Annotated in this window: 22 protein-coding genes; 10 read left to right on the top strand and 12 right to left on the bottom strand. The window is 59.2% G+C overall.

The features are described 5' to 3' along the window. Positions 1–11: 11 nt before the first annotated feature. Entirely contained in the window at positions 12–1280 is a 1269-nt protein-coding gene (locus OH720_RS27425; protein ID WP_272603590.1) for an OprD family porin, read from the top strand. Between the two features lie 13 nt (positions 1281–1293). On the opposite strand, the gene OH720_RS27420 is transcribed toward OH720_RS27425, so the two are convergent. Next, the gene (locus OH720_RS27420; protein ID WP_008058336.1) at positions 1294–1536 is read right to left on the bottom strand and encodes a DUF2790 domain-containing protein; all 243 of its coding nucleotides are present in this window, start codon (positions 1534–1536) and stop codon (positions 1294–1296) included. Between the two features lie 120 nt (positions 1537–1656). On the opposite strand from OH720_RS27420, the gene OH720_RS27415 reads away from it, so the two are divergent. Together OH720_RS27415 and OH720_RS27410 are read left to right on the top strand one after the other, a co-directional pair. After that, complete coding sequence (locus OH720_RS27415) at positions 1657–2589, top strand: LysR family transcriptional regulator (RefSeq protein ID WP_272603589.1); 933 nt, start codon at positions 1657–1659, stop codon at positions 2587–2589. A gap of 76 nt (positions 2590–2665) precedes the next feature. Next, entirely contained in the window at positions 2666–3355 is a 690-nt protein-coding gene (locus OH720_RS27410) for an energy-coupling factor ABC transporter permease (protein ID WP_272603588.1), read from the top strand. 19 nt (positions 3356–3374) lie between these two features. Here OH720_RS27410 and OH720_RS27405 read toward each other — a convergent pair whose 3' ends face one another. Continuing rightward, a complete protein-coding gene (locus OH720_RS27405; protein ID WP_272603587.1) occupies positions 3375–3716 on the bottom strand; it encodes a hypothetical protein in 342 nt (113 codons plus the stop codon). Positions 3717–3897: 181 nt separating this feature from the next. Between OH720_RS27405 and OH720_RS27400 the strand changes: the two genes are divergently transcribed. Genes OH720_RS27400 through OH720_RS27380 form a run of 5 tightly spaced genes read left to right on the top strand, consistent with a single transcriptional unit; the run spans position 3898 to position 8901 of the window. Next, positions 3898–5346, top strand: coding sequence for a cytochrome c oxidase subunit II (locus OH720_RS27400; RefSeq protein ID WP_272603586.1), 1449 nt, complete (start codon positions 3898–3900; stop codon positions 5344–5346). Between the two features lie 48 nt (positions 5347–5394). Beyond that, entirely contained in the window at positions 5395–7170 is a 1776-nt protein-coding gene (gene ctaD, locus OH720_RS27395; protein WP_272606531.1) for a cytochrome c oxidase subunit I, read from the top strand. After that, the gene (locus tag OH720_RS27390; protein WP_272603585.1) at positions 7167–7859 is read left to right on the top strand and encodes a cytochrome c oxidase subunit 3; all 693 of its coding nucleotides are present in this window, start codon (positions 7167–7169) and stop codon (positions 7857–7859) included. The genes ctaD and OH720_RS27390 overlap by 4 nt, the downstream gene beginning before the upstream one ends. 6 nt (positions 7860–7865) lie before the next feature. Next, the gene (locus OH720_RS27385; protein WP_272603584.1) at positions 7866–8570 is read left to right on the top strand and encodes a heme-copper oxidase subunit III family protein; all 705 of its coding nucleotides are present in this window, start codon (positions 7866–7868) and stop codon (positions 8568–8570) included. Between the two features lie 13 nt (positions 8571–8583). After that, a complete protein-coding gene (locus tag OH720_RS27380; RefSeq protein WP_032831537.1) occupies positions 8584–8901 on the top strand; it encodes a cytochrome C oxidase subunit IV family protein in 318 nt (105 codons plus the stop codon). Positions 8902–8922: 21 nt separating this feature from the next. On the opposite strand, the gene OH720_RS27375 is transcribed toward OH720_RS27380, so the two are convergent. From OH720_RS27375 to OH720_RS27355, 5 genes are all read right to left on the bottom strand, one after another. Continuing rightward, positions 8923–9483: a hypothetical protein gene (locus OH720_RS27375; protein ID WP_008058360.1), complete on the bottom strand. Its 561-nt coding sequence runs from the start codon at positions 9481–9483 to the stop codon at positions 8923–8925. A 231-nt stretch (positions 9484–9714) separates the two neighbouring features. Further along, complete coding sequence (yacG, locus tag OH720_RS27370; RefSeq protein WP_060543361.1) at positions 9715–9915, bottom strand: DNA gyrase inhibitor YacG; 201 nt, start codon at positions 9913–9915, stop codon at positions 9715–9717. After that, the gene (gene coaE, locus OH720_RS27365; protein ID WP_272603583.1) at positions 9912–10535 is read right to left on the bottom strand and encodes a dephospho-CoA kinase; all 624 of its coding nucleotides are present in this window, start codon (positions 10533–10535) and stop codon (positions 9912–9914) included. Before coaE ends, yacG begins: the two co-directional genes overlap by 4 nt. After that, positions 10532–11404 (bottom strand): prepilin peptidase, encoded by an 873-nt coding sequence (locus OH720_RS27360; protein ID WP_272603582.1) that lies wholly within the window; start codon positions 11402–11404, stop codon positions 10532–10534. Before OH720_RS27360 ends, coaE begins: the two co-directional genes overlap by 4 nt. Position 11405: 1 nt before the next feature. After that, positions 11406–12623, bottom strand: coding sequence for a type II secretion system F family protein (locus OH720_RS27355; RefSeq protein ID WP_272603581.1), 1218 nt, complete (start codon positions 12621–12623; stop codon positions 11406–11408). Between the two features lie 310 nt (positions 12624–12933). Between OH720_RS27355 and OH720_RS27350 the strand changes: the two genes are divergently transcribed. Together OH720_RS27350 and OH720_RS27345 are read left to right on the top strand one after the other, a co-directional pair. After that, positions 12934–13353: a pilin gene (locus OH720_RS27350; RefSeq protein ID WP_272603580.1), complete on the top strand. Its 420-nt coding sequence runs from the start codon at positions 12934–12936 to the stop codon at positions 13351–13353. 310 nt (positions 13354–13663) lie between these two features. Then, positions 13664–14017 (top strand): BON domain-containing protein, encoded by a 354-nt coding sequence (locus OH720_RS27345; protein WP_272603579.1) that lies wholly within the window; start codon positions 13664–13666, stop codon positions 14015–14017. 235 nt (positions 14018–14252) lie between these two features. On the opposite strand, the gene OH720_RS27340 is transcribed toward OH720_RS27345, so the two are convergent. The 5 genes from OH720_RS27340 to pgi form a co-directional block, all read right to left on the bottom strand. Further along, entirely contained in the window at positions 14253–17213 is a 2961-nt protein-coding gene (locus OH720_RS27340) for a DUF748 domain-containing protein (protein WP_272603578.1), read from the bottom strand. A gap of 93 nt (positions 17214–17306) precedes the next feature. Beyond that, positions 17307–18323, bottom strand: a complete 1017-nt coding sequence (locus tag OH720_RS27335) for a class I SAM-dependent rRNA methyltransferase (RefSeq protein ID WP_272603577.1) — start codon at positions 18321–18323, stop codon at positions 17307–17309. A 63-nt stretch (positions 18324–18386) separates the two neighbouring features. Next, positions 18387–19256 carry an oxygenase MpaB family protein gene (locus OH720_RS27330; RefSeq protein ID WP_272603576.1) on the bottom strand — a complete coding sequence of 290 codons (870 nt, stop codon included), beginning with the start codon at positions 19254–19256 and terminating at the stop codon, positions 18387–18389. Positions 19257–19305: 49 nt separating this feature from the next. Continuing rightward, positions 19306–21243, bottom strand: coding sequence for an acetate--CoA ligase (acs, locus tag OH720_RS27325; protein WP_272603575.1), 1938 nt, complete (start codon positions 21241–21243; stop codon positions 19306–19308). 171 nt (positions 21244–21414) lie between these two features. Continuing rightward, positions 21415–23079 (bottom strand): glucose-6-phosphate isomerase, encoded by a 1665-nt coding sequence (pgi, locus tag OH720_RS27320; protein WP_272603574.1) that lies wholly within the window; start codon positions 23077–23079, stop codon positions 21415–21417. Between the last annotated feature and the right edge of the window lie 117 nt (positions 23080–23196).

The following is a 23196-nucleotide window of genomic DNA, read 5'->3' as shown; positions in this document are numbered from 1 at the left end:
GAGAAAAAACGATGAAACAGATTCTTCCAACAACCGGTTCAGTGTTGTCCATGGCTGTCGTCTCGGGTTTCTCCACCGGCGCGATGGCCGCCGAGGGCGGTTTCATCGAAGACACCACGGCCACCTTGCAGGCACGCAATTACTACTTCAGCCGCGACTATTCCGACATCGTCGGGGCCAATCAGCAATCGAAGGCCGAGGAATGGGCCCAGGGATTTATCCTCAACGTCAAATCGGGTTACACCCAGGGCACCGTCGGGTTCGGCGTGGATGTGATCGGCCTGCTCGGGCTCAAGCTCGACAGCAGCCCGGATCGGGTCAATACCGGTTTGCTGCCGGTGCAGGATGACGGGCGGGCGGCGAACGATTACAGCCGTCTGGAGGGCGCCTTGAAGATGCGCTACTCCAAAACCGAACTGAAAGTGGGGGAGTTGCAACCCAACCTGCCGGTGCTGGTGTTCAGCGATATCCGACTGCTGCCGCCCAGCTATCAGGGTGCAAGCATCAGCTCCAGCGAGATCAATGGCCTGACGCTGCAGGGCGGGCATTTGAATTCCACCAGCCTGCGCAACGAGGCCGGTGACGAAAAAATGCAGGCCATGCTCGGTCACGTACCGCAACGGCAGGTCAGCAGCGACGGCTTCAATTTTGCCGGGGCCGATTACGTCTTCAACGATAAACGCAGTTCGGTCAGCGCCTGGTACGGGCAACTGGAAGATATCTACAACCAGCGCTTCCTGGGGCTCAAGCACAGCCAGCCGACGGGTGACTGGGTATTGGGGGCCAACCTCGGCTACTTCGATTCGCGCGAGGACGGTAAAAAACTGCTGGGTAACATCGACAACCAGGCGTTCTTTTCGCTGCTGTCGGCCAAGCGTGGCGGTCACACATTTTATCTCGGCTATCAGGGCATGTACGGTGACAGCGCGTTCCCGCGGGTGTTTGCCAACATCTCACCGCTGGGCAACGAAGTGCCGACCTATGAGTTCGCCTTCACCGATGAACGCTCCTGGCAGGCACGTTACGACTATGACTTTGCGGCCCTGGGAGTACCGGGGTTGACCAGCACTGTGCGCTACATCAGCGGCAACAATGTCGATACCGGCAAGGGGTATGAGGGCAAGGATCGAGAGCGTGACCTGGACATCGGCTATGTGCTGCAGAGCGGTAGCCTCAAAGGCCTCGGCATCCGTGTGCGCAATGCGATGGCGCGGTCCAACTACCGCAGTGATATCGATGAAAACCGCTTGATCCTGAGTTACACCTGGACGCTGCTCTGAGTGCCAGGGCGGATCACAGGCTGCTGGTGCAATCACCGATGACGTTGTAGGTCACGCGGCGGGTCTGGCCCTGATGGTCGACATAGACCATGGTCGCTGGTACAACCCCGCACGCGGTGGCGGTATCCGACACCGAAACCACCTTGGCGATGTCCAGCGGCTGGGCCGGGTTGTACAGGACCGCGAGGGGCTCGTTTTCAGCGGCCATGGCCGAGGTGGCGACGAGGGTCAGAAACAGGCTGATCAAGGTTTTCATTATGGCGAGTTCCCTGTGGATTCGATGGGTAAAGTCTAGTCTTTGCCACCGCTGGATAAAGGGGCGAACGCCTGATACAGCCTTACATGAAACGTAACAGTCAGCGGCCGAGGGAGGCTTATGGATTTGCTTAACAACTTGCGCGTGTTCGTCCGTGTCGTGGACTGCGCAAGTTTCACCGCCGCCGCCGACGCGCTGCAATTGTCCACCGCGCAGGTCTCGCGCCTGGTCGCGGACCTGGAGCAGCATGTGCAAGCCCGCCTGCTGCAGCGCACCACGCGGCGCTTGAGCCTGACCGAGGCCGGTGAACGATTCCTGCTGCGCAGTCGGCTGATACTCGAGGAAATGGAAGAGGCGACCGCGGAGGCTCGCGGTGCGCATCTCAAGCCCAGTGGACGGTTGCGGGTGCACAGCATGAACGGCATGGGGGTGCTGATCACGCCGTTGATTGCCCGCTACAGCGAGCTTTACCCCGATGTTGTAATCGAGCTGACCCTGTCGCAGCGCAATCCCGATCCGCTGGAGGAAGGCCACGACGTGGTGATTTCGACGGCCCAGGAATTGGCCGATTCGCAATTGGTCGCCCAGGTCGTCGGGCAGTTTTACAGCGTGCCCTGTGCTTCTCCGCAATACCTGCAACGCCGGGGTGTGCCGGACCATCCGCGGGCGCTGGACGATCATCAGTGCTTGCGCATGCTCGATCCGTTGTACAGCGATCAGTGGCTGTTTCAGGACGAGGAGGGCGAGCATGCGGTCAGCCCGTCCAGGACTTTTCAGTGCAATGTCGCCGAGTCGATGGTCAAGGCATCGGAGGCCGGCATGGGCATCAGCCTGATTCCGTTCTACACCGCCACGCGTTCCTTGAGCGACGGCACCTTGATGCGCCTGCTACCGGACTATCGGCCTCGTCAGCGCAATGTGTATGCGCTGTATCCGTCGCGACGCTTTCTCGATGCCAAGGTCCGCACCTGGGTGGATTTCCTCAAGACCGAGTTGCCCAGGTTGTTCGCCGAGCATGAAGCGGTGATCAACGATCCCCTGCATTGGGCTTGAAGTCGAGGGGCCAGCAGCGGGCGGTGTAGACTGAAGGCCTGTTCTCTATCGGCAAGCCAAGGGAGTGTGCCCCGTCATGATCGGCGCCGAGTTGCTGTCACCCGCAACCCTCACGGTGGGGTGGTTGATCTATGTGCCGGTGCTGATCTGGGCTGTTGCACGAGTGTCCTGGGTCGAGCTGTTCAGCGACAGCCGTCGCCAGCATTTGCTGTTCGGCACGGTGTTCGCGCTATTCGCGCTGTGGCTGGTGCGGCGGGATTTCGACACCGGCGTGTCCTATCACTTCATCGGCATGACCGCGGTGACCCTGTTGCTCGACTGGCCGCTGGCGATCGTCGGTGGATTGGTGGCACAAACGGGGCTGGTGCTGCTGGGCCGTCAGGATTTTGTGGCCATGGGGGTCAATGGCGCGCTGTTCATTATGTTGCCGGTGTTGATCACCGAATGCTGTGCGATTCTGGTGGAGCGCGCGCAGCCACGAAATCCCTTCGTGTACATCTTCGTTTCCGGTTTTTTCGCCGCAGCCCTTACAGCGTTGCTGTGCCTGGTGCTGTCGCTGACATTGTTGTGGTACGACGAGCGGTTTGCCATGCCTTACTGGCTCGAAGACTTCATCGGCTACCTGTGGCTGCTCATTTTCCCCGAGGCGTTCATCAACGGCATGGTGGTCAGCGCGCTGGTGGTGTTCTGCCCTGAGTGGCTGGAGACCTTCAACCGCACGCGTTATCTGTCGGCGCCCTGGAAGGACGACGATCCCAAGTCTTGATCCCTTCAAACCCGCCGTTTCAATCAATCAACTGATCAATCAGGACCACGTTGGAATAGATCAGGCTGCCATCGCTCGCCCGGTGTCCGACCAGATGGAACTGACCACGTTCGTAGTGCAGATAGACGCGCATCTTACAGTCGGACAAGGGGCCGTAACCCTCTGGCAAGACCAGGTTCAACGTGTCCATGTCGACATCGACCATGACTTCTTTCAGCGCAGGGCTCTTCTGCAGGCGTTCTTCAGCTTCCTCCAGGCGTACATGGAGGGGGCCGTCGACGTAAAAATGGATCTCGCCTATCGGGTCGGATGGTTGATTGGGGTTGGGTTTGCACCTGCCTTCGAGCGTCAGGTTACTCATGACGAAACCTCCATCGGGGATGCTGGCGTGCCATTGAGTATAGCCGCCTGCCGGGTCTCGCTTGCCGACCTATACTTTTCACGGGCTTTGCCACCTTGGGTGGTAGTTGCCGGCCCTGTCTGGACGTCAGTGGCGATGCTTGCGCGAGGCCTGTGAGCAACAGCAATAGGATGAAGAGAAAATGGCGATAGCAATTATCTTGATTCTAATCGTTATTGCCTCAGTGCTCTTTCATGTACTTGCGCCCTGGCATGCAGCACCGCCCGCTTCCAACTGGGGATCGATAGACACCACACTGTTCATTACCCTGATCATCAGCGGTATATTTTTCATCGCCATTACGGTGTTCATGGCCGTCGCCATCATGCGCTATCGGCATAAGGAAGGTGTCAGAGCGCACTACCAGCCAGAAAGTAAAAAACTGGAGTTCTGGTTGATTGTCGTGACCTCGATCGGTATCGCCGCCATGTTGGCGCCAGGACTGGTGGTCTACAACGATTTCATCCGGGTGCCGAAAGAGGCTTATGAACTTGAAGTGGTCGCCCAGCAGTGGCAGTGGGCCTATCGTTTTCCCGGCCAGGACGGGAAGTTGGGCAAGTCGGATATCAAGTTTGTCGATGCCGCCAATCCCCTCGGGGTCGATCCCAAGGATCCCGCCGGACAGGACGATGTACTTATTAAGAATAATGAAATCAGACTTCCGCTTAATAAACCGGTAAAAGTTTTACTGCGTTCCAAAGATGTGTTGCACAACTTCTATATTCCGCAAATCCGCAGCAAGATGGACATGGTGCCCGGGATGGTCTCGTATTTTTGGTTTACCCCCACTAAAACCGGGAAATATGAAGTCCTGTGCGCCGAGTTTTGTGGCGTAGGCCATTTCAACATGCGCGGCCAGATGATCGTGGAGGAGCAGGGCGCCTTCGATCAATGGCTGAGCGGCCAGCCGACCTTTGCGCAAACATTGGCCAGCGCTGCCAAGCCCGGTCAGGACAGCGTGCTGGAAAAGGGTCGCCAGTTGGTCGAGCAATACGGCTGCAGTGCCTGCCATAGCCAGGATGGCAGTACCCGTCTCGGTCCGGGGTGGAAGGGGCTGTACGGTCGCACTGAACAGTTTGCCGACGGCACCAGCGCGCTGGTCGATGAGGCTTATCTGAAAGAGTCGATCCTCAAGCCGCAGGCCCGTCTGGTGCAGGGCTACCCGCCGGTGATGGTGGCCTATACTCTCAAGGACGATGAAATGGCTGCTGTCGTGGCCCTGATCAAATCACTGGGCGTTGCGCCGCAAGCGTCGGGTCCAGGCGAGGACCGTTTGGCGCAGGGACAACAGCTGGCCCAATCGCTCGGCTGCCTGGCCTGTCACAGTGTCGATGGCAACAAGGGCGTCGGCCCCACCTGGCAGGGCCTGTATGGCTCGACAGTCACCCTGGCCGACGGTACGAGCGTAAAGGCCGATGAGGGCTATCTGAAAGAATCGGTTCTTGATCCCGGTGGCAAAATCGTCAAGGGCTATGCAGCCGTCATGCCGGCCTTGAAACCGAGCGACAAGGACCTGGACGCACTTATCGCCTTTATCAAATCCAAAGCCAATGCCGACGCCGACGCGAGCAAGGCGCAACCAGGGAAGTAGCCGTAAACAGCCAGGAATGCACCGAAACTTCGACAGGAGGATGACGTGATGGCCTATGCGGAGCAAGCCGAAACAGAAGCACTGCACGAACCCAAGAGTTTCCTGACCAAGTACATCTGGAGTCAGGACCACAAGGTCATCGCCGTTCAGTATTCCTTGACGGCGCTGTTCGTGGGGCTTATCGCCGTGGTGTTGTCCGGCTTGATGCGCATGCAGATAGGCTTCCCCGGCAGTTTGGCATTCATGGATGCCAGTACTTACTACCAGGCGATGACCATGCACGGCATGATCATGGTCATTTACTTGCTGACGGCCTTGTTTCTGGGGGGCTTTGGCAACTATCTGATCCCGTTGATGGTGGGCGCCCGTGACATGGTCTTCCCCTATGTCAACATGCTCAGTTACTGGTTCTACCTGCTGGCGGTAGTGGTGTTGCTCGCCAGTTTCTTTGTCCCTGGCGGCCCCACCGGTTCGGGCTGGACGCTTTATCCGCCACAATCGATCAGTCAGGGCACACCAGGAGTCGAGTGGGGCATCGTGCTGATGCTCATCTCACTGGCGATCTTTATCGTCGCCGCCACCATGGGTGGGTTGAACTACGTCACCACGGTGTTGCAGGCGCGCACGCACGGCATGACCTTGTTTCGCATGCCGCTCTCGGTGTGGGGCATCTTCATGGCCTCGATCATGGCCTTGCTGGCGTTCCCGGCGTTGTTTGTCAGTGCGGTCATGATGCTGTTCGACAAGCTGTTGGGCACCAGTTTCTTCATGCCGGCGATGATTTCGCTGGGACAGCAGCTCGATCACCAGGGCGGCAGCCCGATACTGTTCCAGCACCTGTTCTGGTTCTTCGGCCACCCGGAGGTCTACATCGTTGCGCTCCCTGCGTTTGGCCTGGTTTCCGACCTGATCAGCACCCATGCGCGTAAAAACATCTTCGGCTATCGAATGATGGTGTGGGCGATTATTGCGATTGGCGTGCTCAGCTTTGTGGTCTGGGCGCACCACATGTATGTCAGCGGCATGAACCCGTATTTTGGCTTTTTCTTCGCCGTCACCACCTTGATCATTGCGGTGCCGACGGCACTGAAAGTCTACAACTGGGTGCTGACCCTGTGGCGCGGCGATATCCATCTGACCGTGCCAATGCTGTTTGCCTTGGCCTTTATCGTCACCTTCCTGGTGGGCGGCCTGACCGGGTTGTTTCTCGGCAATGTGATCGTCGATATTCCGCTCTCGGACACCTATTTCGTCGTCGCCCATTTTCATATGGTCATGGGGGTCGCACCGGTACTGGTGGTGTTCGGCGGTATTTATCATTGGTTCCCGAAAGTCACCGGGCGCATGTTTAACGACACACTGGGCAAGTTGCATTTCTGGATAACTTTCCTGGGTACCTACGCCATCTTCTTCCCGATGCACTATCTGGGCTTTCAGGGGATGCCTCGTCGGTACTACGCCTATGACAACTACTCCTTCATTCCGCAGTCGGCACATGAGTTGAATGCCTTCATTACGGTGGTCGCATTGATCGTCGGCGTTTCCCAGTTGCTGTTCGTGTTCAACATGGCCTGGAGTGTCTTCAAAGGTAAACCCGCCGGCAGTAACCCCTGGGGCGCGGCCAGTCTGGAATGGCAAACACCGGACACCCCACCGGTACACGGTAACTGGGGAGCGAAGTTGCCAGTCGTGCATCGCTGGGCCTATGACTACAGCGTGCCGGGGATAGAGCAGGATTTCGTGCCGCAAACGGTCTCCGCCGAAGAACTGGAGCAAATGCGGCAACTCAGTGCCGGAACCAAAATAGCGGACGTCAAGACATGAACAGACTGCTATTGAGAAATGCCGACGGCGCTGATCCTGGCGGCAGTTGGAATCGCGATCCTGAAGGTATTCATTCCGCCGAGGGTGCCGATAGAAACCAAATCGCAAAAACAGGCCTGCGCTTGTTTCTGGCGGTGGTGAGCTCGTTATTCTTGCTATTTTTACTCGCCTTTATCGCCCGCTCACAAATGGCTGACTGGCGACCGCTGGCAGAACCCATGGCGCCGCTGGCCAATCCATGGCAGCTGTGGGTGAATTCGGGTTTTCTGGTATTGAGTTGCATCGCACTGCAGTGGTCGCGCATGGCCGCCCGCCGGGCTCGAATGGACGCAACGGTCATTGCTTTTGTAGTGGGGGGCGGATTTGCCATTGCCTTTCTGGTGGGGCAACTCTGGGTCTGGCAGCAATTTGTCGACTGGGGCTACTTTGTCGCCAGCAATCCGGCCAACAGTTTCTTCTACCTGTTGACCGGCGTGCACGGCCTCCACCTGTTGGGCGGGTTGATTGTCTGGGTCTGGATCATCGCTAAATTCCTGCGTCATGTGCCTTTGCCGCAACTCAGCGCCAGCATAGAGCTCTGTGCCATCTATTGGCACTACTTGTTGGGTCTTTGGTTCGTGCTGTTCGCGCTGCTGACCAGTACGCCAGCAACCTATGAAGCCATCGCCAGATTCTGCGGCCTGAGGTGAAAAACCATGGCATCGCATCCGCAAGCCCCCGTCGAGCCCGATCCAGTCAGTCCGCTGCCTGCACCGGGATGGCAGGGCATCGCCAGCGACTGGGCCTCGGATAAGGACGCTTTCAAGCAGGTCCACTGGGGCAAGGCGATGATGTGGATATTCCTGCTCAGCGATACGTTTATCTTCACCTGTTTCCTGACCGGCTACATGTCGGTGCGCATGACCATCACCGACGCCTGGCCGAACCCCAGTGAAGTGTTTGCACTGACGATTGGCGGCAGGGAAATCCCGCTTATCCTGATCGCCATCATGACCTTTGTGCTGATCAGCAGCAGCGGCACCATGGCCATGGCCGTCAATTTCGCCTATCGCCGGGATCGCGCGAAAACCACCGCCCTGATGCTGGCGACCGCGGCCTTGGGGGTGACTTTCGTCGGCATGCAGGCCTTTGAATGGAGCAAGCTCATCGCAGAAGGGGTGCGTCCCTGGGGAAACCCCATGGGGGCGGCGCAATTTGGTGCCAGCTTTTTCATGATTACCGGTTTCCACGGACTGCATGTGTCAATCGGCGCCATCTACCTCAGCATCGTGGCGATGAAAGTATTTCGCGGCGATTATGAGCGCTCCGGCAACTATCAGAACGTCGAGATAGCCGGGCTTTATTGGCACTTCGTGGACTTGGTGTGGGTGTTTATTTTTGCTTTCTTCTATTTATGGTAGAGGAGCGCGGATGATGGCGCATGTTCAAGGTCAGCAACATCCGATCAGCTTGTATCTGAAGATCTGGGGGCTGTTATTCGTCCTCAGCACCCTGTCGTACCTGGTCGACTATTTTCACTTCCATGGTTATCTCAGGTGGGCCCTGATTATCACGTTCATGTTGCTGAAGGCAGGCTTGATTGTCTCCATCTTCATGCATATGGCATGGGAGCGGTTGGCCCTGGTGTACGCCATATTGGTGCCACCTTTGTGTTTACTGGTGCTCGTCGGACTGATGGCCACCGAGGCGGACTATGTGTTCCTCAGCCGGGTCATTTTCTTTGGCCAATAAGCGGCCATCAGTCTTCGGCAGTTAACCTGATATCACGCGCTTGAACTGATGCCATTTGTGCTGCCAGGCGACTGTCCAGTGGGGCGCGGCGGTTCCCGTGCCGGCGATTTCCAGCATTGGATGATGCCCGATGACCTGGTCCAGTACCGATTCCTGATTCGGTTCAACATCCACGAAGAAGATGTGCTTGCCCTCTTGTATCGCTTGCTTGTAATTGCGGAAGTGAGCGTTCGGCACCTGGAACCCGAAGAAGCCACCTTCCCAGATGCAGAAACCCAGGATAACGATGGCAAGGAAGATGAAGGGCATCCAGCCTGCGGCGGATTCGGTCCAACCCAACCAATAGGCGCCGCCCAGGACCACTGCGGCGAGTGGGATACCGACCACCGCACCAATCTCACCAGAGTGAACGGCATCCTGTTCCATTAACGAGGTCACCTCGTGGAGGTGATGTTCTTCAACATCGGCAACCTTTTGACTGAGCACATGAATTTGTTCGGAGTTGATGCCGCTGGCTTCCAGTTCATTTTCAACGGTTTCAAGATCGTCGAGATTGTCACTGATGTAATAGTGTCGATTCATGCCACACCTCCCATCTCGTGTTGGCGTTGAACCTCCGCTGTCCAGCAGCCAATTACCGAGATTGTGCCGTCGGTAAGAGTACCCGTGGGGAACGTTGCACATTCATGCAATTCGAGAGAAGTATAGCATTCGCCGGTTTGCCGGATTTTAGGCGTCTAGCGCTACAAGACGGTGTCAGGGCCTGGCTCAGCTGGTCGATTTCTGTCGCATGCCAGGCCCTGATGATCGGTATCAGTGACGCGGGTCGAAATCGCCGCTGAACAATTCGTCCTCGGCATCCGGGGCCACTGGAATCTTGTGTTCTTCCGACGCCCAGGCGCCCAGGTCGATCAGTTTGCAGCGGTCGGAGCAGAACGGCCGGAATTTGCTCTCGGGGCTCCATTCGACAGGGGCGCCACAGGTTGGGCATTCGACGGTTGGGATCTGGCTCATGACTGGCCTCCACGCAAAGTAAGGTAAAAGTGATGCAGGCGTTCGACCTCGCTGTGCAGCCAGGCGAGGTCGCGGTCGTTGACCACCACGTCGTCGGCATGGCTTACGCGATCCTGGCGGCTGGATTGCGCCTTGAGGATCGCCTGGACCTGCTGTTCGCTGGTCTGGTCACGCCGCAGGGTGCGTTCGATCTGCAACTGTTCAGGGGCATCGATCACCAAAACCCGTTGGGTCATGGCGTACTGGCCGGACTCGATCAGCAGCGGCGAAACCAGGATCGCGTAAGGTGATTTTGCCAGCGCCAGGTGATGGGCAATCTCTTCGGCGATCAGCGGATGCAACAAGGCCTCCAGCCAGAGGCGTTGCTCCGGTACTTCGAAGATCAGTTTACGCAACGCGGCGCGGTCCAGTTGCCCGTCGGCTTGCAACACGCCGGGACCGAAGTGTTCGGCAATTTTTGCCAGTGCCGGCCGTCCCGGTTCCACCACCCAGCGAGCGGCATGATCGGCATCGACCGCATGCACGCCCAGGTCGATGAAGTGTTGGGCCGCCGCACTTTTGCCGCTGCCGATGCCGCCGGTCAAGCCGAGAATCCAGGGTTTTTCCACAGGGGTATTCATTTCAGACCGACAAACTGCCAATAGAAGTCGGTTATTTGACCACCCCAGAGCAAGGCAATCCAGCCGGCAATGGCGAGATAGGGGCCGAAAGGGATGGGTGTCGATGTTTGTGCCTTGCGCAGGCGCAGGTAAAACACACCGATGATCGCGCCCACCAGGGATGACAGGACGATCGTCAGTGGCAGGATCTGCCAACCGCCCCAGGCGCCAAACATCGCCAGCAGCTTGAAATCGCCATGCCCCATTCCATCCTTGCCGGTGAGCAGCTTGAACACCCAGAACACCGTCCACAGCGCCATGTAGCCGGCAATGGCGCCCCACAATGCCTCGGGCAATGTCACGAACAAGTCGAGGCTGTTGACGATCAGCCCCAGCCACATCAGCGGCAGCACCAGTACATCCGGCAGCAGTTGATGCTCGGCGTCGATCAGGCTCATGGCCAGCAAGCCCCAGGTCAGGAGCATCGCCAGGCCGGCTTGCCAGCCGAAACCGAAGTGCCAGGCAATGAACGCCGACAGGAGGGCGCAGGCCAGCTCGGTCAATGGATAGCGTTTGCTGATCGGCGTCGCGCAGGCCGAGCAGCGCCCGCGCAGGAACAGGAAGCTGAACACTGGAATGTTTTCCCAGGCACGAATCCGGTGGCCGCAATGCGTGCACTGGGAGTGCGGCAGCAGCAGATTGTAGGTCGGCAACGGCGTTTCACCGGGCAATCCGAGAATCTCATGGGCCTGCACGCGCCAGTCGCGCTCGAGCATTTTCGGCAGGCGCCACACCAGTACATTAAGGAAGCTGCCAACCAGCAGGCCGACTACCCCGGCGATGACGACGAAAGCCAGCGGGAAGTGGGTCAGAATTTCGTTCAAGGGCATGTCAGATCGCTGAGCCGAGTTGGAAGATGGGCAGGTACATCGCGACCACCAGGCCGCCGACAATAACACCCAGCACCACCATGATGAACGGTTCCATGAGGCTTGTGAGGTTGTCGACCATATTGTCGACCTCGTCCTCGTAGAAACCGGCGACCTTGTTGAGCATGTCGTCGAGTGCGCCAGACTCCTCGCCAATGGCGGTCATCTGCACGGCCATGTTCGGGAAAACACCGGAAGTGCGCATGGAAAAATTCAGCTGCATGCCGGTCGCAACGTCCTGCCGGATGCGCAACACCGCGCGTTTGAACACGATATTGCCGGTGGCGCCGGCCACGGACTCCAGGGCTTCGACCAGCGGTACGCCGGCGGCGAAGGTCGTCGACAGCGTGCGGGCGAAACGGGCCACCGCGGACTTGTACATCAAGGTGCCTATCAACGGCAGTTTCAGCAGCCAGGTGTCCATTCGGTCGCGAAAACCTTGCGAGGTTTTCAGGGCGCGGCGCACAGCCAGAGCAGCCGCAATGAGTGCGCCCAGCAACATCCACCACCACGCTTGCATGAACTGCGACAGGTCGATGACCAGCAAGGTGAAGCCTGGCAATTCAGCACCAAAGCCCTTGAACACCGATTCGAATTGCGGCACCACCTTGATCAGCAGGATGCCGGTCACGATGATCGCGACACACACGACGATCAGCGGGTAGGTTATGGCTTTCTTGATCTTCGCCTTGAGGCTTTCGCTTTTTTCCTTGTAGGTCGCCACCCGTTCCAGCAGGGTGTCCAGCGCGCCGGCCTGCTCCCCGGCGTCCACCAGGTTGCAGTACAGCTCATCGAAGTATTGCGGTTTTTTGCGCAGGGCCGCGGCGAAGCTGTTGCCCGCTGCCACTTCCTGCTTCACCTCATCGACCAGCTTGCGCATGGCCGGGTTGTCGAAGCCTTCACCGATGATGTCGAACGACTGCAACAACGGCACGCCGGCCTTCATCATGGTCGCCATCTGCCGGGTGAAAAGGGCAATGTCCTGGGCCTTGATGCGTTTACCCAGGTTGAAAATCGACGTGGTTTTCCTGCGCACCTTGCCGGGATTGATGCCTTGCTTGCGCAATTGCGCCTTGATCAGCGCCGGGTTTTGACCGCTCAACTCGCCCGTCACCTTCGTGCCTTTCCTGTCTGTACCTTCCCAGGTGTACACGCTGGTTCTTGCTGCCTTGACTGCCATGTTCAGTCCTTGCTGACCCGTTTATAACGCCATTGCATTGATCGCAACCGACCCTCATAGATCGTGAATGTGCCGATGCGTTCCTCGGGATACCGGGTACAAGGCATTCAAGACTTATAGCCTAGTCAATTGGTGGAGCCAAACCAGCGCTCTTGAGGTGACGAAAAGTGTCAGATTGTGCGGTTCCTGGGGGTAAGAGGGAGCTTTGTGGCGACCGTGCACCCCGGGAACAGGGCGCCACGGGCTTGGCATGGGCTGTGCTGCAGACGGTGAAGATCATGAGATTTCGACTCATGCACGGAGGCTGTCATTGAACAATCAAAAAGGTTTTACCCTGATCGAGTTGCTGATAGTGGTGGCGATCATCGGGATTCTGGCGACGTTTGCGCTCCCTGCTTACTCCAAGTACCAGGCGCGGGCCAAGGTCACGGCGGGTCTGGCCGAGATTTCAGCGTTGAAGGTGCCGTTTGAAGACCTGATGAACCAGGGGACAGATCCGGATCTGGCGCAGGTGGGCGGTTCCGCCAGCACGTCCAACTGCACCATGACCGCAGCGGGCAACGCTGCCGAGGGTTCGGGCACGATTGGTTGCACAATTCTCAATGCTCCGGCACAGGTGCTGAATAAAACCATTACCCTGACGCGCTCATTGACTGGCTGGGCGTGCACCACCGGTGTCGACCAGGAATACGCGCCGAAAGGCTGCACAGGCGTTGCCCCGAAAGCTTGATCCATCTGCTTGTTGCCTGATACCCCGCCGTTGCGGGGTATTTTTTTGCGCACCGTTCAGGAATATCGAAGTAATTGAGAAAACTTCCAACAATTCATGGCCTTAGGCCTTCTTCAAAACCCGCAACTTGCATGTAGATAATGTCCAACTCATGCATTTTGCATGATTGTGAAAAATGACTGTTTTTATAAATTATTGATTTATAAGGAATTAATGTTTGTTTCAAAGTTGGCACAGCGTTCGCAATATCTCTGGTAACCCTGCTGACAGATCACCCAGCAGACTTTCCAGAAAAACAGGAGTTACTCGTATGAAGAAGTTCGCTATTGCTGCCGCTACTGCTACCGCGCTGACCCTGACCATGGCCAACGCTGCATTTGCCCAGACTCAGGTCACACAAGGCCCGATGATGCTGGCCGCCGGTGAAATGACCGAAGCGAAAGAGGATGTTTCCGATACCTGGATCACTACCAAAGTCAAATCAGACCTGGTCACCGAAAAAGGCATTCCGGGTACCGATATCAAAGTGGAAACCAACAAAGGTGTTGTGTCCCTGTCGTCCACCGTTGCAATAACGGACGCCCAGAAAGCCACCGCGGTGGCCATCACCAAGAAAATCAAAGGCGTCAAGGCGGTCTCCGCTGACGGCCTGAAAGCCGAGTAAGGCAAGACTTCTCGCCTGGACTGGGAGAAGGCGCGGTAGACGGGCTGAGTCATACGTCTGCCGCAACTTAGAAGTTCATGCGACCGGCCATAAGGATGTGGCCATTACAGGCCCTGGCATTCGTGTCGGGGCCTGTTCTATTCAAAGCAAAAGATCGCAGCCTGCGGCAGCTCCTACATTGGGATGGTGTACCCCTGTAGGAGCTGCCGCAGGCTGCGATCTTTTGACCTTTAGTTCACTCGGCGTCCAGATGCAGTGGCGTAACGACCTTGCCGTCTTTTTCCGCTTCGCCCAACTGGGCATCGATGAAGTACACGCGGTCGTCGGCGAGCTGGCCCTTGTCGACCAGGTAATCCTTGATGCTGCTCGCACGTTCCTGACCCAGCTCACGCAACAGCACTTCGCTGGAGCTCCAGAACTGGATCACGTCCGCACGCATTTTCGCGGTGCGTTCTTCCTTGCCCAGGTCTTTCCATTCAGGAGGTGGCTGGACCTTCAGGCGTGTGCGGTAAATCCCTTCCAGCAGCGGACCTTTCTCGCTATCTGGCACCTCCAGCAAGGCAGCCTTTGCCGGTACCTTGTCGCCACGGCGCTGGAGCATCTTGTAGTAGTTGTACTGGTATTCCCGCTCCAGGCGTTGCTCGGCAATCAGCGGGCCGTCACTGCTCTTGGCGGCGGTGCCTTCGATTTCCAGGCGCAGGGCCGGACGTTCCTTGAGGGCCTGGGATAGTTTGACCAGTGCCGCTTCGGCGTCCTTGTTCAACTCGCTCGAGCCCGGGGCGAATGCCACGGTACCCAGGTCTTGCGAACCACCACCGGCCACCAGACCACCAATGAGCTTGAACGGCGCGGCGGCGGCCTTGACGATCAGGTTGCGCAGGGTCTGCCAGACAATCGGCATCACGCTGAACTGCGGGTTATTCAGGTCGCCGCTCACCGGCAGTTCGATGGAAATCTTGCCGTCGACATCCTTGAGCAAGGCGATGGCCAGTTTCAGTGGCAGGCTCACGGCATCCGGGCTGTCGACTTTTTCGCCCAGTTGCAACTGCTCGACTACCACTTTGTTTTCAGCCTTGAGCTGGCCCTTGACGATCACGTAATGCAGATCGAGGTTGAGCCGGCCCTTGCGGATGCGATAACCGGCGAACTTGCCGGAGTAGGGGGTCAACGTGGTCAGTTCCACGCGTTTGAAGCTGGTGGCGATGTCGAGGCTGGCCATCGGGTCGAACGGGTTGACCGCACCCTTGATGGTCACCGGTGCGTAGCGGTCGACCTTGCCTTTGATGTCGACACTGGCCGGTTTCGCCTGACGGCTGTCGATGGTGCCGATCGTACCGTTGAGCTGCTGGATGGCGGTGGCGAAGTTGGGGGTCAGGCTGAAGTCGGCGAAGTTCGCGGAACCGTCGTTGATGGCAATGCCACCGATATGGATGCCCAGGGGCTTGTCCTTGCTGGCGGCGGGTTTGGCGGCGGCAGGCTTGGCGCCAGCGCCAGTGTCGGCCGGTTGCGGGATCAGCAGATCATCGATGTTGGTGGTGCGGTCATCGTTGATCATGAAACGCGCGTAGGGTTGCAGCAGGTTGATCTTGTCGATCGAAACGCTGTCGCCGTGTTGGTAGTTCAGGCCTTCGACCACCAACCGTTGCCACTTGAGAAAGTCGCGGGTTTTCAGGGTGTCGAGGGTATGCAGTTGATCGACCTGGGCACGGCCGGTGACGCTGAGTGCCAGCGGTTCGGTGCTTTTGAGGTTGACCGCCAGGTCGCTGCCGAGCATGCCGCTACGCAGTTCCAGGCGAATGAACGGGCTGATGTAGGACTGGGCGACACGCAGGTCGATGTCCTTGGTCTGCACGTTGAGCCTGGCGCTGACCGGCGCCAGGTTGACCTCGCCATCGGCGGTGAGCCTGCCCTGTTTGCCTACGCCGGTGTCGAGCTTGAGGGCGAAGGGCGAGCCATTGAGGCTGTCGAACTTCTGCAAGTCGAGATTCAGCGGGCTCAGTTCCAGCTCCACCGCAGGCTGCGCTTTGCGGTCCACCAGATGCACTTTGTAATCGCGCAATTGCACATCGTTGAGCAGCACTTGCCAGGGTTTGCCTGGCGCCGCCGGTTCGGGTTTCGGCGAGTCGGCGGCCGCCGGGGTGCTCGGCGGTTCGGCGTTGGCCTTGGCCGCCGGTTTGGACGGTTGGCTGGCGAACAGTTTCTGCCAGTCGAGTTGCCCGTCGGCTTCCAGGGCCGCCCAGGTTTCCAGCTTGTGGCTGCGGATCTTGCCGACCACCACTTGTTGCTTGGCCAGGTCTACCGTGGTTTCGCTGATGTCCAGACGCTCGAGTTTCGCCAGCGAGCGTCCGTCCGGGGCCTTGATCGCGAAGGGGGCGATGCTGACCGCGACGTTGTTCAGCAGCAGTTCGGTTTGCTTGGCCAGGCTGAGCTTGTAGTCGGTACTGAGGCTGATCACACCGCTTTCGAGGTCCAGTGGCACCGCGTCACGCACATAGGGCCAAAAAGCCTTCATCTTGCCGTCGGTGATTTTCAGCTTACCTTCGGAAGCAAGCGGGATCAGGCTGAAGTTGCCGGTCCAGTCGATCTTGCCACCATGGGGGCCGATCGCCACCAGCGTCATGTCGGCACTGTCTTCGGGCAGGGTGCTGAGGTTCTTGAGTTCGAAATCGAGTTTGTCGTAGAGGAATTCGATGGGTTCGCTGGGGCGTGCATCCTGGAAGTGCAGCGATCCGTCGACCAGCTTGATGCGGTCGATGCGCAGAGGGAATGGCTTGGCGTCAGGATCGACTGGCGTCGGTTCGCTGGCCGGCAATTTGAACAGCCCGATCAGGTTGAGCTTGCCGTCCTTGCCAAAGAGCACCTCGGTCTTGGATTTTTCCAGCTCGATATCCGACAGGTGCAGTGCTTTGGTCCAGAGACTGTCGAGTTGCAGATTGGCGTACAGGCGTTCGAAGCCGACCTGCTCCTTGCCGGGCTCGCCGATGTTCAGGCCCCACAGGGTCACTTCAAGGCTGAACGGATTGAGTTCGATCCGTTGGAGCGTTGCGGGCGTCGTCGCGTAGTTGGCCAACTGCTGGTTGACCACGCGCAAGGCGATGCCCGGCAAAATCAGAAACCCCAGGAGGCTGTAGAGGGCCAGAGCAGTCAACAAGGCGCCGATGGCGCGAATCAGTCCTTTGTACATGTGAGGCTTCATCTGTCTGGATCGGAGTGCCTTGGAGTATGGCACGCGATTTCGGTTCCGAAGTCCTCACATCGAGCAGGATTTATCTGAAAACAACGGCGACTTTTAGAACTGCAGAATCAGTGTTTTCAGGGGCGGCTGCTGGTCCATCGACGGGAAGTCACCGCCAGGTTTCATGACGGTCCACTCCCGTACCGGCCGGCCGGCCTTCTCGGCGCAACGCAAGACCTGCTCGCGCCAGTCTTCCATGCTGACTTTTGCCAGGTTGTTGCAGCAGATCAGCACGCCGTTGTCAGCGGTGGTCAGCAATGCCGGTTTGAGCAGGCTCTGGTAGTCGCGCAGCAGGTCGACGGTGCCAAAGGCACTCTTGGCCCAGGCTGGGGGATCGAGCAGCACCAGATCGTACTGGCGCTGTTCCAGGCGTTGATAACTCGGCAGTTTCTGCCCGCGACGCTGGCTGATGGGCAGGCCGGCCATCTGGCGAATGGCCGGGAAGTAGTCGGACTGGATAAATTCCATGGTCGGCAATTGCGGATTGAGCAGGCCATTCTCGCGACCGACCGCCAGGTTGCCTTCGGCAAAGTCCAGGTTGCACACTTCGCTGGCTCCACCGGCTGCGGCGCTGAGGCCGACCCCGCAGGTGTAGGCGAACAGGTTCAGCACGCGCTTGTTCCTGCTGTGCTCCTTGACCCAGCCACGGGTATTGCGCAGGTCGAGGAACAGCAGCGGGTCTTGCCCGGCATGGCGCCCGCGTACCCGGTAATTGAGGCCCCACTCGTGGCCAACCAGGTCTTGCAGCGCGGCTTCGTCGGCGCGGTACACGGTGTCTTCACGGTCGATGCGCGAGTTGCCACGGGAACGGTCGTTGTAGACCAGCAGGGTTTCAAACCCCAGGTGTTGATTGACGATGTCGTGCAATTGCAGCAACGCCTCGCGCTCCAGCGACTGGTGGAAGCTTTGCACCATCAGTTGCGGGCCGTAGCGGTCGATCGTCAGCCCCCCGGCGCCTTCCTGGCTGCCATGGAACAGGCGATAGCAGTCGGTGCCCTGGCTGTGCAGCTCGGCCAGCAGACCCTGGCGATGTTCAAGGGCGGCGCGCAGCGCCTGGTTCAAGGAGGACATGCTGGGCGCCTTGCAGGAGGAATTGGGCGCGGGAGTTTACCAGCTTCGCGAGCAGGCTCGCTCCTACAACAGCCCCATACGCCGTTTCGCGCGATGTACCGAACCATTGCGCACCGCCCAGCGCAGCATCGGCGCGCTGCGATTGACGCTGGCACGGATCAGTTTGCGTTGCAGCGGCCCCTGGCTTACACCGAGCATGTCACTGGCCCAGTCCGGCAGCAGGTCGATTCCGGCCTGCATCATCAAGCCGCCGAAAGGCCTGGCCAAACGACTGGGGGAGGGGGCGTTCAACAACAGCCGCAGCACTTCACGACTACGCTCGTCGCACAACAATTGCGGGCGCACGCGCTCGAGATAAGCGGTGATTTCCTGCCTGGAGCGCGGCACGTCACGGGCGCCCAGGCGTTCGGCCACCAGGGCGATCTCTGCGTAGTAACGATCCTGATCAGCCAGGGACAGATGCGGATTTCGATAACGCAAATGCGCGGCGAGGAAGTTGCTGACCTCGGCCACGTGCACCCAGGTCAGCAGGTCGGGATCGCTGGCGGCATAGGGTCGGCCATCGGGTGCGGTGCCAGTGATTTGCAAATGGATGGTGCGGACTTTCTCGATCAGCCAGTCTGCATCCCGTCGTGAGCCGAAGGTGGTGCCGGAAATGAATTGCCCGGTGCGGCGCAGGCGACCGAGCATGTCCTCGCGAAAATTCGAATGGTCCCAGACACCGGCCAACGCCAGCGGGTGCAGCGCTTGCAGCATCAGGGCGCTGATACCGCCGATCAGCATGCTGCTGAAATCGCCATGGACTTGCCAGCTCACCGAATCCGGTCCGAACAGCCCGGGGTCGCCCTTGGGGTTTTCCAGGTCGAGCTTGCCCAAGGACAGACCGGTCAGGCTCATGATCTGGGTTTCAATGCGGGTACGGATGAATTCCATGGCGGCTCGTGGCAGAGGAAGGGGCGCGGCCACGGCCGCGCCCAGTAGGTTATTGGTTCAGGCGCTTGTCGATCAAACCCTGGACCACGCTCGGGTCGGCGAGGGTCGAGGTATCACCCAGGCTGTCCAGCTCGTTACAGGCGATCTTGCGCAGAATGCGCCGCATGATCTTGCCCGAACGGGTTTTCGGCAAGGCCGGCGCCCACTGGATCAGGTCGGGCTTGGCGAAGCTGCCGATTTCCTTGCTGACGTGGGCCAGCAAGGTTTTCTTCAGTTCTTCGTTGGCCTCGACGCCGTTCATGGGGGTGACGAAGGCGTAGATGCCCTGGCCCTTGACGTCATGGGGGTAACCGACCACGGCGGCTTCGGCGATGCTGTCATGCAGGACCAGGGCGCTCTCCACTTCGGCAGTGCCGATGCGGTGCCCGGAGACATTGATGACATCGTCGATGCGCCCGGTGATCCAGTAGTCGCCATCTTCGTCGCGACGGGCGCCATCGCCGGTGAAATAGTAGCCGGGGTAGGGTTTGAAGTAGGTGTCGACCATCCTTTGCGGGTCGCGGTAGACGCTGCGGATCTGCGCCGGCCAGCTTGATTTCAGGGCGAGCACGCCGCTGCCGGCGCCTTTGATTTCCTTGCCATGCTCGTCCAGCAGCACCGGTTGCACGCCGAACATCGGTTTTGTCGCGCAGCCGGGTTTGATGTGTTGGGCACTGACCAGCGGGCTGAGCATGATGCCGCCGGTTTCGGTCTGCCACCAGGTATCGACGATCGGGCAGCGCTGTTCGCCGACGACGTTGAAGTACCACTCCCAGGCTTCCGGATTGATCGGCTCACCGACGGTGCCGAGCAACCTGAGGCTGGCGCGGGACGTTTCCTGCAACGGTTCTGCACCTTCGCGCATCAGGGCGCGCAGCGCGGTGGGGGCGGTGTAGAAGATGTTCACGTGGTGCTTGTCGATCACCTGCCAGAACCGCGAGGTGCTCGGGTAGCTCGGCACGCCTTCGAAGATCAGGGTGGTGGCGCCATTGGCCAGGGGGCCGTAGACGATGTAGCTGTGGCCAGTGACCCAGCCGACATCGGCGGTGCACCAGAACACTTCGCCTTCGCGGTAGTCCAGCACATATTTGAAGGTCATGGCCGCTTGCAGCAGGTAGCCACCGGTCGTGTGCAGCACGCCTTTGGGTTTGCCGGTGCTGCCGGAGGTGTAGAGGATGAACAGCGGGTCTTCGGCGTCCATCGGCTCGGGCGGGCAGTCGTCGCCGACGTCGCGCAGCGCCTGGTGGTACCAGAGGTCGCGGCCCTCGACCCAGTCCACCGGGTTCTGGGTCCGTTCGACCACGATCACGGTGCTGACATCCGGGCAGCTTTGCAGCGCCTTGTCGACATTGTGCTTGAGCGGCACGAACTTGCCGCCGCGCACGCCTTCATCGGCGGTGATCACTGTGCGGCAGTCGGCATCGAGGATCCGGTCGCGCAACGAATCCGGCGAGAAGCCACCGAACACCACCGAATGCACTGCACCGATGCGCGTGCAGGCGAGCATGGCGTAGGCCGCTTCAGGGATCATTGGCATGTAGATGCACACCCGGTCGCCTTTCTTCACGCCACGGCTTTTGAGCACGTTGGCCAGGCGGCAGACGTAATGGTGAAGTTTTTTGTAGGTGATTTGCGTGGATTCGGCGGGGTCGTCGCCTTCCCAGATGATCGCGGTCTGATCGCCGCGGGTTGCCAGGTGACGGTCGATGCAGTTGTAGCTGACGTTCAGCCTGGCGCCGGCAAACCAGTGGGCTTCACCGGTTTTCAGATCGTAGCGCTGGACGGTCTGCCAGGGTGTGCTCCAGTCGAGGAAGCGGTTGGCCTGTTCGGCCCAGAAGGTGCTCGGGTGCTCGATGGATTCGCGGTACAGGCGGTGATAGTCGTCTTGACTCAGTTGTGCAGCCCGGCGCACGGCATCGGCTTTTGGGAACGTGCTGATATCGAACATGACGGTTCCTTCTTCTTGTTTTGAGGACAAGAGGGGAGCTGCGCGACCCTCGTAGGAGCCAGGCTTGCCGGCGAACCGGGCGCTGCGGTGCAACAGATGCACCGTGGCGTCTGGTTCGCCGGCAAGCCGGGCTCCTACAAGGTTAGTACCACCCGCAGGATAAGCGTCAAATCAGCCGCGGTGACGCCCGCGGAAGTAGTTGATCAAGCCTTGGGTAGACGCGTCGTCAGCCGGGGTTTCTTCGCTGCCGACCAAGCGGTTGTAGACGCCTTTGCCCAGCTCCTTGCCCAGCTCCACACCCCATTGGTCGAAGGCGTTGATGCCCCAGACCACGCTTTGCACGAAAACTTTGTGTTCGTACATCGCCACCAGCGCACCCAGGCGCCGCGGGCTGATGCGCTCGACCACCAGGGTGTTGCTCGGGCGGTTGCCCGGGATCACCTTGTGCGGTGCGAGTTTATGCACCTCTTCTTCGCTCATGCCCTTGTCGCGCAGTTCGGCTTCAGCTTCGGCCAACGTCTTGCCGAGCATCAGCGCCTGGCTTTGCGACAGGCAGTTGGCATACAGCCACTGGTGGTGGTCGGCCACCGGGTTGAAGCTGACGATCGGCACGATGAAGTCGGCCGGGATCAGTTGGCTGCCCTGGTGCAGCAACTGGTGGTAAGCGTGCTGGCCGTTGCAGCCCACGCCGCCCCAGATTACCGGGCCGGTATCGGTGCTGACGGGCGTACCGTCCTGGCGCACGCTCTTGCCATTGGATTCCATGTCCAGCTGTTGCAGATGCTTGGTGATGTTACGCAGGTAATGGTCGTACGGCAGGATCGCGTGGCTTTGCGCGCCCCAGAAGTTGCCGTACCAGACACCCAGCAGGGCCAGCAGCACCGGCATGTTCTGCTCGAACGGGGTGTTGAGGAAGTGCTGGTCCATGGTGTAGGCACCGGACAGCAGTTCCTTGAAGTTCGACATGCCGATGGCCAGGGCGATCGGCAGGCCGATGGCCGACCACAGCGAGTAACGCCCGCCCACCCAGTCCCACATCGGGAAGATGTTTTCTTCGCGGATGCCGAACGCCACGGCGGCCGCGTTGTTGCTCGATACCGCGATGAAGTGGCGATGCAGCTCGGCTTCCGAACCACCCTGGGCCAGGTACCAGGCACGTGCGGCCTGGGCGTTCTTCAGGGTTTCGAGGGTGTTGAAGGATTTCGACGAGACGATGAACAGGGTGGTCTCGGCGCGCAGCTTCAGCGCCAGTTCATGGAACTCGCTGCCATCGATGTTCGCCAGGTAGTGGCAGCGCACGCCTTTCTGGGCATAGGCCAGCAGGGCTTCGGACACCAGTTCCGGGCCGAGGAACGAACCGCCGATGCCGATGTTGACCACGTCAGTGATCGGCTTCTCGGAATAGCCGCGCCACAGACCGTCGTGGATGCGGCCCACCAGGTCGGTGATCTGGTTCAGCACCTTGTGTACTTCTGGCATCACGTTGACGCCATTGACCGACAGCTTGTCGCCGACCGGACGGCGCAGGGCGGTGTGCAGGGCAGGGCGGCCTTCGGAGGCGTTGACGATTTCGCCATCGAACAGCGATTTGATCGCGCCCTTGAGGTCGACTTCGTTGGCCAGGCACACCAGCAGGTCGCGGGTCTGGGCGTTGATCAGGTTTTTCGAATAGTCGAGAAACAGGCCGCAGCTGCTGAGGGTGAATTGGTTAAAACGCTGCGGGTCGGCATTGAAGGCCTCGCGCATGTTGAAATCCTGCATGGCCTGGCGGTGGTCTTTCAACGCTTGCCAGGCTGGCAGGGCGGTCACGTCGTGGGGGGTGCGGTAGTACGCCATCGCTGCGGGTTTCCTTTTACTTGAACTGCCTTTAAGACACTGAAAATACCGGAATGTCCTGACCACTGTCTGGGTGGTACCCGGTTAGCCTGCGTGCACACGATTAAATAGCGCAGG

The sequence above is a fragment of the Pseudomonas sp. WJP1 genome, from assembly GCF_028471945.1.
Taxonomy (GTDB): domain Bacteria; phylum Pseudomonadota; class Gammaproteobacteria; order Pseudomonadales; family Pseudomonadaceae; genus Aquipseudomonas.
This window is presented reverse-complemented; position numbering and strand designations above follow the sequence as displayed.